General features: G+C 63.0%; 9 protein-coding genes, 1 tRNA gene and 1 pseudogene. 6 read left to right on the forward strand and 5 right to left on the reverse strand.

From position 1 onward, the window contains the following. Window positions 1–57 precede the first annotated feature (57 nt). Window positions 58–134: transfer RNA gene (locus tag ABIE49_RS23705), tRNA-Arg, on the forward strand. 30 nt (window positions 135–164) lie between these two features. On the opposite strand, the gene ABIE49_RS23710 is transcribed toward ABIE49_RS23705, so the two are convergent. Then, a complete protein-coding gene (locus ABIE49_RS23710; protein WP_192736520.1) occupies window positions 165–1070 on the reverse strand; it encodes an amino acid ABC transporter substrate-binding protein in 906 nt (301 codons plus the stop codon). 336 nt (window positions 1071–1406) lie between these two features. Here ABIE49_RS23710 and ABIE49_RS23715 point away from each other — a divergent pair, with 336 nt between their 5' ends. Then, window positions 1407–3482, forward strand: coding sequence for a methyl-accepting chemotaxis protein (locus ABIE49_RS23715; protein ID WP_192736521.1), 2076 nt, complete (start codon window positions 1407–1409; stop codon window positions 3480–3482). A gap of 13 nt (window positions 3483–3495) precedes the next feature. On the opposite strand, the gene ABIE49_RS23720 is transcribed toward ABIE49_RS23715, so the two are convergent. Beyond that, entirely contained in the window at window positions 3496–4020 is a 525-nt protein-coding gene (locus ABIE49_RS23720; RefSeq protein WP_192736522.1) for a YybH family protein, read from the reverse strand. A 186-nt stretch (window positions 4021–4206) separates the two neighbouring features. Here ABIE49_RS23720 and ABIE49_RS23725 point away from each other — a divergent pair, with 186 nt between their 5' ends. The 3 genes and pseudogenes from ABIE49_RS23725 (at window position 4207) to ABIE49_RS23735 (ending at window position 7909) form a co-directional block, all read left to right on the forward strand. Then, the gene (locus ABIE49_RS23725) at window positions 4207–5178 is read left to right on the forward strand and encodes a LysR family transcriptional regulator (protein WP_192736523.1); all 972 of its coding nucleotides are present in this window, start codon (window positions 4207–4209) and stop codon (window positions 5176–5178) included. Between the two features lie 214 nt (window positions 5179–5392). Beyond that, window positions 5393–7075 carry a methyl-accepting chemotaxis protein gene (locus tag ABIE49_RS23730; RefSeq protein ID WP_192736524.1) on the forward strand — a complete coding sequence of 561 codons (1683 nt, stop codon included), beginning with the start codon at window positions 5393–5395 and terminating at the stop codon, window positions 7073–7075. A gap of 76 nt (window positions 7076–7151) precedes the next feature. Then, window positions 7152–7909: pseudogene (locus ABIE49_RS23735) on the forward strand (IS5 family transposase). A gap of 130 nt (window positions 7910–8039) precedes the next feature. On the opposite strand, the gene ABIE49_RS23740 reads toward ABIE49_RS23735, so the two are convergent. Beyond that, on the reverse strand, window positions 8040–9323 hold the full coding sequence (locus tag ABIE49_RS23740; protein ID WP_192739298.1) for a serine hydrolase domain-containing protein: 1284 nt from the start codon (window positions 9321–9323) through the stop codon (window positions 8040–8042). Window positions 9324–9436: 113 nt separating this feature from the next. Continuing rightward, the gene (locus tag ABIE49_RS23745; RefSeq protein WP_192739297.1) at window positions 9437–10399 is read right to left on the reverse strand and encodes an alpha/beta hydrolase; all 963 of its coding nucleotides are present in this window, start codon (window positions 10397–10399) and stop codon (window positions 9437–9439) included. Between the two features lie 287 nt (window positions 10400–10686). Between ABIE49_RS23745 and ABIE49_RS23750 the strand changes: the two genes are divergently transcribed. Beyond that, window positions 10687–10929 (forward strand): hypothetical protein, encoded by a 243-nt coding sequence (locus ABIE49_RS23750; RefSeq protein WP_192739296.1) that lies wholly within the window; start codon window positions 10687–10689, stop codon window positions 10927–10929. A 33-nt stretch (window positions 10930–10962) separates the two neighbouring features. Here the strand turns inward: ABIE49_RS23750 and ABIE49_RS23755 are convergent, their stop codons facing one another. Next, window positions 10963–12711, reverse strand: coding sequence for a flavin-containing monooxygenase (locus ABIE49_RS23755; protein WP_192739295.1), 1749 nt, complete (start codon window positions 12709–12711; stop codon window positions 10963–10965). Between the last annotated feature and the right edge of the window lie 56 nt (window positions 12712–12767).

Here is a 12767-nt window from a genome sequence, read left to right on the forward strand (position 1 = left end):
GATCAGGCTTCCGCTCTGGTATGGAATCGCGATACCCGCCCGATTCAGCGGGTTCGCGGTCCCGTAGCTCAGCCGGATAGAGCGACGGTTTCCTAAACCGTAGGTCGCATGTTCGAGTCATGCCGGGATCGCCAGTTTAATTCAGCCCACGGCCGCACGCGCCCTCAGCGCTCGTAGCTTGCCGGGTCCGCGCTGTCTGACGGATTTGCGAAGGCGCTCCGCAAAACCTTAGGCATCGGATTGCGAAAGTTGAGGCCGTTCGGCGGCACCGGCGATTCGAACCATTTCTTGTAGATCACATCGATCTCGGGGCTGCGGTACAGGTTCGCGGTGGCGCGATCCGCCACGGCCTTGAACGGGGCATCATCCTTGCGCAGCATGATGCCGTAGGGTTCGGCCTTCGAAAAGGCCTCTTCGCTGATGATGTAGGCCGACGGGTCCTTCGACCTGGCGATCGCGACGGCGAGTTGCACGTCATCGAGGACGTAGGCGGCGGCGCGGCCGGTCTCCAGCATCAGAAACGCTTCGGCCTGGTCCTTGGCGGCCAGCACTGCAACGCCGAGGTTTCGGGCGCTGCTGGCCTGGGTGAGCTGCACCATGTTGGTCGAGCCTGAGATGGCAACGACAGGCTTGCCCTTCAGCGCGTCGATCGTGGTGATGTTGTCGGACTTCCTCGCCGCAAAGCGGGTCGCCGACAGGAAATGCGAGTTTGTGAACGCCACCTGGCGCTGCCGCTCCGCGTTGTTGGTGGTGGACGAGCAGACCAGATCGACCGTTCCATTCATCATCAGCGGAATGCGGTTGGACGACGTCACCGGGCTTGTCTCGACCTTCAGGCTGGAGAGCTTGAGCTCCTGCTTCACCGCGTCCACGATCTTCATGCAGATATCGACGGCGTATCCGATCACCTTCTGATCGCTGTCCAGGTAGCTGAAGGGCACCGAGGCTTCCTGGATGCCGAGGACGACCCGGTTGGTTTCCTTGATCTTCTGCAGCGTCCCGGTCAGCTCGGCTGCGCTTGCGGGGACGGTCATCAGAACAGCTGCAACCATGATCGCTGGCAGTCGCATCGGGTTTACTCCATGGCTATCGACAGATCGTGTGAATGACGTGATGCGCGGCGAAACCGGGTGCACCAACCCGTCCTCTACTCCTAGCCGACGCCACCCGATCGCGATACCGAAGCCTGCACATAGCAGCTATAGAGCTATTCTATCGGCACCTGGCGCCAGGCAAGTCTGCTCACGGCCGTCATTGACGTCGCCACCGGCGCGTCTCGTCTCAACCGGGTTCATGCGAGCCGGTGCGGCGCGGACCCCGTTCTCGTAATTATACCGTTCGTCCATTAAGCCCGCTTTAGTCCTGCTTGCGTATTTTGGCCGCTCACACGGCAACGGAAACAGAACATGCGAATCGGTCGGCTCTTTGCGGTATCAATGCTCTCGGTGACGATCCTGGCGGTCGTCCTTGGCGCGCAGGTTCTCGTTCCGCAATATCGTACCTTCGCCGACAAGTCCGAAGCGATCAAGGCCGTGGAAGCGTTCGGCGCGGTGCTGGCGGTTGGTCAGCAGGTCGCCGCGCATCGCGCGCCCTATGTCAGCCCGCTGTTTCAGGAGGGGCCCGCGACGCCGGCCCAGCGCGAGGCGATTGCGAAGGCCACGCAGTTGGCGGACGCGGCGTTTGCCAATGCCCGTACGGCCGTCGGCACCCTCAGCGATAGCACCACCATCATCGCCGGCCTCAACCAGGCGGCGGCGAAGCTGAACGAGATTCGCGCCGCGACGGACCGCGCGCTCGCGGCCCCCATGAGTGGGCGCGATGCCGCCGTGGTCAAAGGCTTTCTGCCCGGTATCGGGCAGGTCGTTGCGATCATCGAACCGGTCTTGAACCGGCTTGAAAACCAGGTGGCGAGCGCCGACGCTTCGCTGACGGCGCTGTTGAACGTCGCCCGCACGGCGCAGGACCTGCGGATCAGTGCCGGCGGCCGGGCCGCGACGATGTCGCTTGCGATCAGCACGCGCCGTCCGCTGACCGCGGTCGAAATATCCATGATGGACCGTGGCCAGGGCCGCGTCGATCTCGATCGCGAACGGATCGAGGCCGGCGTGGATCAGATCGGCAGTCCGCCACGGCTCGCAAAGGCCATGAAGGACGCGGTCGATCTCTACTTTGGCAAGGCCGCGCCATGGCTCGAGAAGGAAATGCCGGCCGCGCGCGGCGACGGCAAGTACGCCATCAATTCCGAAGAGCTCGCCGCCACGATCGTGCCCGCGGTGCAGAGTTTCTTTGTCGTGCGCGATGCCGCATTGGCTGAAGCCGCCGAACGCGCCGGCGCCGCGCGCGACGGCGCCCTGACGATGCTGGCGCTGGCAGGCCTTGCCGTTGTCGCACTGCTCGGCGTGCTCGCCGGCGTCACAATGATGCTGCGCCGCCGGGTGATTACGCCGCTCGCCAATCTGACCGACGTCGTCGGTGACCTCGCCGCCGGCCGCCATGACGTGACCATCCCGACGATCGAGCGCGCCGATGAGATCGGCGCGATGGCAGGTTCATTGCAGGTCTTCAAGGAAGCCCTGATCGCCAAGAAGGCCGCCGATGAGGCGGTGGCGGTAGAGGCCGACGCCAAGATCCAGCGCGGCCAGCGCGTCGACACGATTACCCGCGACTTCGAATCGATGATCGGCGAGATCGTCGAGATCGTATCGACGGCCTCGAGCGAGCTTGAAGTATCGGCCGGGACGCTGACATCGAACGCGGACCGTTCGGAGAAACTGGCCACCACGGTGGCGGCGGCCTCCGAAGAAGCCTCCACCAATGTGCAGTCGGTCGCCTCCGCCACCGAGGAAATGGCATCGTCGGTCAACGAGATCAGCCGTCAGGTGCAGGACTCGGCGCGGATCGCCTCTGAAGCGGTGGAGCAGGCGCAGCGAACCAACGATCGCGTCGGCGAGCTGGCGAAAGCGGCCGCCCGGATCGGCGATGTGGTGGAGCTGATCAACACCATCGCCGGGCAGACCAATCTGCTGGCGCTGAACGCCACCATCGAGGCGGCGCGGGCGGGCGAGGCGGGACGCGGCTTTGCCGTCGTGGCCTCGGAAGTGAAGGCGCTGGCCGAACAAACGGCCAAGGCGACCGGCGAGATCAGCCAGCAGATCAACGGCATCCAGGCGGCGACGCAGGAATCGGTCGGCGCCATCAAGGAAATCGGCGATACGATCGGGCGGATGTCCGAAATTGCGTCCGCGATCGCGGCTGCCGTCGAGCAGCAGGGCGCGGCGACGCAGGAAATTGCCCGTAACGTGCAGCAGGCCGCGCACGGCACCCAGCAGGTCTCTTCCAACATCGCCGATGTTCAGCAGGGCGCCTGCGCGACCGGATCGGCTTCTTCCCAAGTGCTCGCGGCGGCCAAATCGCTGTCCGGCGAAAGCAGCCGGCTCAAGCGCGAGGTCGGCCAGTTCCTGAGTTCGGTCCGGGCGGCCTAAAGACGCGACGGCCTCAGGACTTTTCGCCGAGCCGTGCCCCGCGGGCGATGGCCGCGGCTGCCTCCAGGCCGATGTTTTGGACGAGCGGATCGGCATGGCGATGGACCAGCTGCCATTCCGAACCATGCTTGCGATAGACCTGGGTGACGCGGAGTGACCAGTCCTGATCGGGCAGACCGCCGACCTCACCATGCTGACGCTCGATCATCACGAGGACCACCAGACCGTCGGACGCGTAGCTCTGCACGAGTTCGAGTTTCGCGTCGCCGTTTCTGAAGTACTTGGCGAGCTGTGCCAGACGTTCGGGGCTGGCATCAAAGCCGCGGCTGGCCGGGCCGCCGAACGGCTGCATCAGCGTGAAATCATCAGCGATACGAACCATCCTGGACCATTCGTCCATTTCGCCGCGCATGAAGGCGACCGCTTGCGCTTCGGTGCGCTGGATCAGCTCCGCGACCGGCTGTCCCGCGCTGGCGGCTGAATTGGCCAGGCATCCCGATGGCCGGAACGACAGGGATGCCGTCAGCGCGGCCGTCATCGCCGCGCGTCTCGATAGGCCGGCGAGCGGGCAAGCAGAAGGCTTACCTTGGTCCAATGGCCGTCGTGTCCTGAGCAAGAATCCGAACATGTGAGCACTCCCGATCTGATTTCGACCGGATCCGTGTCCGGCGGGGTGCATTTGCCACTTCATCAGAGGTGAATAAAATGATATGATTTCACCGATATGATGAATAAGACTGATCTATCCAGAGCCGACCTGAACCTGCTGGTGCTGTTCGAAATCCTGATGGAGGAGCGCCACGCCGGGCGATCCGCCGAGCGGCTGAACCTGTCGCCATCGGCGGTCAGCCATGGCCTTGGACGCCTGCGTAAACTGCTTGATGATCCCTTGTTTCTCAGGACGCCCAAGGGCGTGGTGCCGACCGCGCGGGCCAGCGAACTCGCGGCGCCCGTTTCCGAAATCCTGACGCGCATCCGGGGTGTGGTGTCGAGCAGCGCGCCGTTCGATCCGGCCCGATCGACGCGCCGCTTCGTCATCGGCGCGCCGGACGGAACGTCGGCGGTGTTCCTGCCGCCATTGCTCGAAGTGTTACGGAAGACCGCGCCGGGAATCGACATCGGCATCCGCCAGATTTTGCCGACGCAGGGCCAGCCCACGCCCGACCTCGCGTGGAAGGAAGCGCTGGCCGATCTCGAAGCGCGCGACATGGATATCGCCGTGATCCCGTTCGACGATGTGCCGGCGCGCTTCCACAAGCAAACGCTCTACCAGGAAGAGTTTGTCATCGCCGCGCGCGCGGGCCACCCGTTTCAGAAAGCACCGCGCTTGCGGAATTACTGCGAGATGCAGCATCTCGTCGTCTCGCATACCGGGGATGCCTATGGCTTCGTCGATGTCGAACTCGCCCGGCAAGGATTGTCGCGCCGCGTCGCATTGACGGTGCCGAACTTCACCTTTGCCCTCGGCGTGCTGGCTGAAACCGATCTGGTCTCGGCGTTGCCGCGACGGTTCGTCGAGATGCACGGTCCGCGCTTTGGAATCGTCGCCGTCAAGGCGCCGATCGCGCTGCCGCACTTTGCCATCAATGCGGTTCTCCCAAAGGTTGCAATGATGGATGCGGGCGTTGCCTGGCTTGTCGCGGAGCTCGACCAGATCAAGACGCCCGGTACACGCAAGCCGAAGCACTCCATTTGAGCGATCGGTCCCGAAAACACGCCTCACCCCTGGCTGCCTGCGCGAGACGGCAAGTCCGGCCGGGTACTCAGGAGTTCCAGGGCGACCACAAAGCTCAACAATATCAATACAACCGAGTCCCCGCTGCCGCCCAGCGCATGCTTAAAAGTTCGCTAACAAGTCCTGTCTATATTGGAACAGTCGTTTTCCCGTCCCAGGCCCAGGATTTGACCCGATGTTCTTTTCCCGCATCAGCTTCAAGCTTGCCGTCATGATTGGTCTCAGCCTCGCCGGCATGGTCGTGATGGCCCCGATCGCGCTCTACACCATGCGCGGGCAGATGATGACGGACCGTCAGGTCAAGACGCAGCAGATGATCGATATCGGCTACGGAATCCTGACCCATTACCAGAAGCTGGAAACCGACGGAAAGCTGCCGCAGGCAGACGCTCAAAAGGCCGCGATCCAGGAACTCAAGAGCCTGCGTTACGACAAGGTCGAGTATTTCTGGATCAACGACATGTCGCCGAAGATGATCATGCATCCGATCAGGGCCGAGCTTGACGGCAAGGATCTCGGCGAAATGAAGGATCCGAACGGCAACCGGCTGTTCATCGGATTCGTCGACGTCGTGAAGTCGAAGGGCGCCGGCTTCTACAGCTATCTCTGGCCAAAGCCCGGCTTCGATCAACCGGTGCCGAAGATTTCCTATGTGAAAGGCTTCACGCCGTGGGGCTGGATCATCGGCACCGGCATCTATCTCGACGACGTCGATGCGGTGTTCAAGCAGACCGCCCAGATGTTCGCGCTGGTCTGTCTGGCCGTGTTCGCGCTGGTGCTGATCAGCTCGTTCTTCATTGGCCGCAGCGTGACGCGCCCGCTCACGACCATCACTGACCTGACCGACCGGCTGGCGTCCGGCGATACCGCTTTCGAGGTGCCCTATACGCAGCGCAAGGATGAGGTCGGCGCGCTCGCCAAATCGCTGCGCGTCTTCAAGGACAATGCCGAGGCGGTGACCAAGATGCACGCCGAGCAGGCGCAGCTGAAGACCGAGGCCGATGCCGAGAAGCGAAAATCGATGATGGATCTGGCCAGCAAGTTCGAAGCCAGCGTCCAGGCCGTCGTCGGTGACGTCATCAAGGATGCGAGCGAAATGCAGGGTACCGCGCAAGGGATGTCCCATACCGCCAGCCAGGCCAGCGACCGCTCCAAGGCGGTGGCGATGGCTTCCCAGGAGGCGTCGTCGAACGTGCAGACGGTGGCGTCGGCCGCCGAAGAACTTTCCGCGTCGATTTCCGAGATCACCCAGCGCGTCGGTCACGCCGCCCAGATCGCCGACAAGGCCGCCGCCGACGGCCAGCGCACCAACGAGACCGTCCAGGGCCTCGCGATTGCCGCCCACAAGATCGGCGAAGTGATCGGCCTGATCAACGACATCGCGTCACAGACCAATCTGCTGGCGCTCAACGCCACCATCGAGGCGGCGCGCGCCGGCGAAGCCGGCAAGGGCTTCGCGGTGGTCGCCAGCGAGGTCAAGTCGCTCGCCAGCCAGACCGCCAAGGCGACCGAAGAGATCAGCGCGCAGATCAACGCCATTCAGGCCGAGACCCAGCAGGTGGTCGAAAACATCCAGAGCATTCGCGCGACGATCATGGAAGTGAACGAGATTTCGTCCTCGATTGCGGCCGCTGTCGAACAGCAGGGCGCCGCGACGCAGGAAATCGCTTCGAGCGTCCAGAAGGCCGCGGCCGGCACCAATCAGGTCTCGCAGAACATCACCGACGTCACCACGGCGACGACGGAAACCGGCGAGAAAGCGCAGATGGTGCTGCAGTCCAGCGACCGGCTCGGCCGCAAGCTGAAGGCGCTGCAGGACGAAGTGTCGAGCTTCCTGGCCGGCGTGCGGGCGGCTTAGGGCCGATCGACATTCAGGATTCCCAAGAGGTGTAATCGCTGATTCATAGGGTTCCGTGATTTGCACGGAGCGGATGATGGCGACGAGAAGATACGAGCTGAACGAGGCGCAGTGGGTAAAGATTTCACCACTGCTGCCGGGCAAGGGTGGCGACCCTGGCCGGACGGCCGCGGATAACCGTCTGTTCGTGAACGGATGTTTGTGGGTTCTGCGCTCTGGGGCGCATTGGTGCGACCTGCCGGAGCGGTACGGCAAGTGGAAATCGGTGCACCGGCGGTTCAGCCGCTGGTGCCATGCGGGCGTCTGGGAACGTGTGTTCACAGCCCTGACGGCGGACCGTGACAATCAGTATCTGATGATCGACAGCACCATCGTTCGTGCCCATCAGCAGGCAGCGAGCGGAAAAGGGGGGCCAAAGATCAGGCGCTGGGGCGCTCCCGAGGTGGACTGACGACGAAGATCCACATGCTGGCCGACGCGCTCGGTCGCCCGCTCCGCTTCGTCATTACGGCCGGCCAGACTGGCGACGTCACCCAGGCGCCTGCCTTACTTCACGGTCAGAACGGCGATGCCGTGCTCGCCGACAAAGCCTATGACAGCAACGCCATGCGCGCGATCATCGCTGATATGGGCGCAACAGCGGTCATCCCGTCCAACCGAACCCGCAGGATCATCATCCCGCACGACACCATGGCCTACAAACAGCGCAATCGCATCGAGCGCTGCTTCTGTCGCCTCAAGCACTTCCGGCGCTTGGCCACACGCTACGACAGACGATCTTCCCACTTTGCCGGCTTCATCCACCTCGCCGCAGCAATGATTTGGGGGCAATGAATGTCGATCGGCCCTAGGGCATGATCTGTTCTGTTTGAATCAGACCGCAGCTCTGGATTCAGGCTCAAGGCGCGCGTCTCCGTGCGCCCTGCGCAAGCGGCATCTGGCCTGGCGGTCGCTCGATAAATTCCTATTTTTCGAAAGCGCCGTAGACGATATTTTTCAGGGCGACGCGAAGCCGGCCGCGGTGCACGACCGTCTGCGACATGAAGACGACGAACATGTTTTCCTTCGGATCGACCCAGAAGGTCGTGCCGCCGGCGCCTGACCAGTTCATCTCGCCGACCGATCCCTCGATCGGACTGACGCCGGCGTCGGTGCGAACGGCGAAGCCGAGGCCAAATCCGAAGCCGGGTCCCGGCGAATAGACGGGGCCCGGGGTCACGCCTGATCCCGGCCCGATATGGTTCGAGCCCATATAGGCAATGGTCTTCGGGCTGAGGTATCGCTTGCCGTCGAGCGCGCCGCCGTTGGCCAGCATCGCTGCGAAACGCGAATAATCGCCGATGGTTGACATCAGGCCGCCGCCGCCGGACTCGTACCTTCGCACGACGCGCGGGTCGCCCATGTCAGCACCGGGACCGATCTTGCGGTCGCTCGGAAACGGTTCGGCCACCAGCGATTGCTTGGCCGCGTCGGTGACAAAAAAGCTCGTATTGGTCATGCCGAGCGGATCGAACAGGCGCTCCTTCATGAACTGAAGGAGCGATTTTCCGGTGACCACCTCAATCACGCGGCCGAGGATATCGGTCGATTGGCTGTATTCCCATGTCGAGCCGGGTTGATAGACGAGCGGCAATTTGGCCAGCCGTTCGGCAAACTGCGCGTTGTCAGGATCGCCCTCGGACAGGTTTGCCTCGCGATAGAGCTTCTTGACGGCGCCATCGCCGAAGACGCCGTAGGTCAGGCCGGAGGTGTGGCGCATCAAATCCTGGATCGTCATCGGTCGCCTGGGAGCGACCAGATCGAGGCCGATCTTGCCGTCCTCGCCCTTCTTCTCGACGCCAACTTTCACGTCAGCGAAAGCCGAGATGTATTTGGACACGGGCTCGTCGAGCTGGAGTTTGCCTTCCTCGACCAGCATCATCGCCGCCACCGTCGTGATCGGCTTCGTCATCGAATAGATGCGGAAAATGGTATCCGGCGTCATCGGCGCCTTGGTGCCGGGATCGCGAACGCCAAAACTGTTGAAATAGGCGGTCTTGCCGTTGCGCTGGATCATCATGATCGCGCCGGGAATCTTGTCCGTGGCAATTTCGTTCTTGAGATAGGCATCGATGCGCGCGAGCCCTGTGCTCGAAAAACCCGTCTCCTCAGCCTTGGTGGCGATGGGGCCTTCGGCGAATGCGCCGGAGATGGATGCGAGCAACAATGCAGCGACGGCAACGCCGTGTAAGCGGATGGATGCGAGCATGTCTATCCTCCCTGGTCGGATCTTGACGTCCGAACGCCCCGGCCGCACGTGACGCTGGCCCGATGATGCGGGATAGTTGCCTAGCTCGATGGCGCTGACAAGGCCCGCTGTGCTTATGCGCCTGCTTCCAGCAGCACCTTGAAATCGGCGCGGGCGTTCTGCGCTTCGCATCTAGCTGCCTCGGAGGCTTCCCCGAGCCCGAAATAGCCGTGGATCAGGCCTGGCCCGTCATAATATTTGGTGGCGACGCCGGCGGCGATGAGCGCATCCGCATAGGCCTTGCCCTCGTCGCGGAGCGGATCGAACCATGCCGTGGTGACGATCGCGGGCGCCAGCCCGGCGAGATTTTTTGCGCGTAGCGGCGAGGCGCGCCAGTCGGTGCCGTCAGCGGCGCGCTCGAGATAATGGCCGCAGAACCATTCCATGACGGCGCGCGACAGGAAGTAGCCCTCGGCGTTTTCCGCGCGGGAGGGAAACCGCGCGTTCTCCTTGATATCCGCGAAACTGCCGAACACGTCGGTAACGGGATAGACCAGCAATTGCGCTGCGAGCTTGATACCGGCATCGCGGCAGGCGATTGCGGTCGCCGCCGCCAGATTGCCGCCGGCGCTGTCACCGGCGACGCCGACGCGTTTCGCATCGCCGCCGAACTCGGCGATGCGTTCGACGATGTCCTTGACGGCGGCGAATGCGTCCTCGAACGCGCCGGGAAAGCGCACCTCGGGCGGCCGCCGGTAGTCGATTGAAATAACCACGGCGCCGGTCTCGATCGCAAGCAGGCGGGCTTGCCGGTCATGGGTTTCGAGATCGCCGGCGACCCAGCCGCCGCCATGGAAGAACACCACCGTCGGCGATTTCTCGTCTGTATTGCGATAGACCCGCGCGGCAAGGAAACCGGCAGCACCCTTGACCTTGGTGTTTTCTGCGCTCGCGACCGGAGGCGGCGGCACTGCGGCACGGGCATCCGCCAGCGCGCGAAGGGCATCGCGCGCGCTCTGAGGCGTCATCGTGGTGGGGTCGCGCAGCGGTAACAGCGGAATGATCTGGGCGATGACGGGATCGAGCGGCGTAACCATGCAGAATGCCTCGCATTGGACAGGCCGCACCTTAGGTCGCGCGCAAAGCTGCCGCAATTACGTTTGCCGCATGGCCGGACGCCGAGCTGCCCCGCCCGCTCATTTTTGGCGACGCAGCATCGAACGGGAATGCCGCCGAGTTTGCTAAATTGCGAAGAATTCCATCAAGCAGAATTAGCGCGCGCCTTGGTAGGCTGGTTCCCCGTTTACGGCTGATTATCCATCAGGCCTGAGTGCGAGGAACGGCTCTCTTCGCCGTTCATTGCTCCTCTGAAAGGAGACGCGCGATGAAGGAAGTTGCCGCGATAGACCGTGCGATCGACGAGTTGCTGGTGCAACTCGGGCAAATGGTCCTGAGGCTGTCCAGCCCGCAGGTGACGAAACGGGCTGACGAGCGACGCGCGCTGGTGCGTTCGGTCAATCAATACTCGGTGTGTGCCGCGCGTTCCGACGATCCGCGCGTGCACGAACTCAAGGCCGAACTCGATGAGACGATCAAGCCGCGATTGCGGTTGGTGGTCTCCAGATAAGCGCTTCAGAGCAAGCGCGCCAGAGTAAACGCCTCAAACCACGGGTACGCGCCGGGCGGCGACCGCCGCCGGCGAAATGACGTCGATGTCGAGCGGGACGCGCCAGCGCTTGGTCAATCGCACGCGCGGTGCTTCGTTGTGTGGGTCGGCGCCGTCGATCACAAAACCCTCAAAACCGTTGCTCATGACCTCGTTGCATTTCTGCACGTAGATCGGAAAGCCGCCGATATAGGGCATGAAGACGCGCGGCCGGCCGGGGATGTTGGCGCCGACATACCAGGAGCTGCAGGTCGACCGCAGCGAGATTTTTGAAACCTCGTTGACGTGCTCGACCCATTCATCCTGATATTGCTCGATGGGCTCGATTGTATCGGCACCTATGTCGCGGATATGCGCCATGCAGTCGGCCATCCAGTCGACATGCTGCTCGATCGCCTGGATCATGCTCGCCAGCACCGACGGACTGCCCGGCCCGGTGATGGTGAACAGATTGGGAAAGCCCACGGTCGCGACACCGAGATAGGCGCGGGGGCCGGCGCGCCATCTCTCGGCGAGTGTCTGCCCGTTGCGGCCGGTGATGCGGATCTTGTCGAACGAGCCGGTCATCGCGGCAAAGCCGGTCGCGGAGACGATGGCGTCGAATTGATGTTCTGACCCGTCGACCTCGATGCCTTTGCTCGTAAAGCGTTCGATCGGCGTCCTGGAGACGTCGACCAGTTTCACATGCGGCAAATTATAGGTTTCGAAATAGCCGGTATCGACGCACAGACGCTTGCAGCCGAACACGTTGGAAGGGCACAGCAGCTCGGCGGTCGCGGGATCTTTGACGATGCCGCGGATCTTGTTGCGCGCGAATTCGGCGATGGTGTCGTTGGCTTCCTTCTCGAACAAGAGGTCGCCGAAGGCGCCGAGGAACGGCAGCCCGCCGCGTTCCCAGGCTTCCTCATATTTCTGCTCGCGTTCCTCTGGCGAAGCCTCCAGCGCCGGCTTCATGTTGAAGGGAAAATAGAAGCCGGTTGGCCGCGCCCGCGCTTTCGCCCGAAGCGCCGGATAATCGGCCTTGATCGATTGGCGGTATTCCGGCGTCAGTTTCGCGTTCCAGGCTGGCACGGAATAGGTCGCGGTGCGCTGGAATACGGTAAGCGCGGAGGCCTGCTGCGCGATGATCGGGATCGACTGGATCGCCGATGAACCTGTGCCGATGATGCCGACGCGAAGCCCGGTGAAATCGACCCCTTCATGCGGCCATTCGCCGGTGTGATAGACCGGCCCCTTGAAATCCTCGCGTCCCTTGAAGGGCGGATGGTTTGCCGCCGACAGGCAGCCGATCGCCATGATGCAGAACTTGGCGAACACCTTGTCGCCGCGGTCGGTTTCGATGCGCCAGCCTTTTGCAATTTCGTCGAAGGTCGCGGCGGTGACGCGGGTGTCGAACCGGATGTGCTGGCGCAGATCGAAGCGGTCGGCGACATGGTTGGCGTAGGCGAGGATTTCCGGCTGCGGCGCGTATTTCTCCGACCAGTCCCATTGCTGGTCGAGTTCTTCCGAGAACGAAAACGAATACTGCATGCTCTCGACGTCGCAGCGCGCGCCGGGATAGCGGTTCCAGTACCAGGTGCCGCCGACGCCACCACCGGCCTCATATACCCGTGCGGTGAAGCCAAGCCCGCGCAGGCGGTGCAGCATGTACATGCCGGCGAAACCGGCGCCGACGATGACGGCGTCAAACACCGCATCAACCTCGGCCGGACGTTGTTGTTGATCTTGCTTGCCCGCAGCCATGCGCTTTTCCCGATGAAGACGAAAGCTGTGCCTACATCAGACCAAAGCGCTGGAAG

Source organism: Bradyrhizobium sp. OAE829, from assembly GCF_040546575.1.
GTDB lineage: Bacteria > Pseudomonadota > Alphaproteobacteria > Rhizobiales > Xanthobacteraceae > Bradyrhizobium.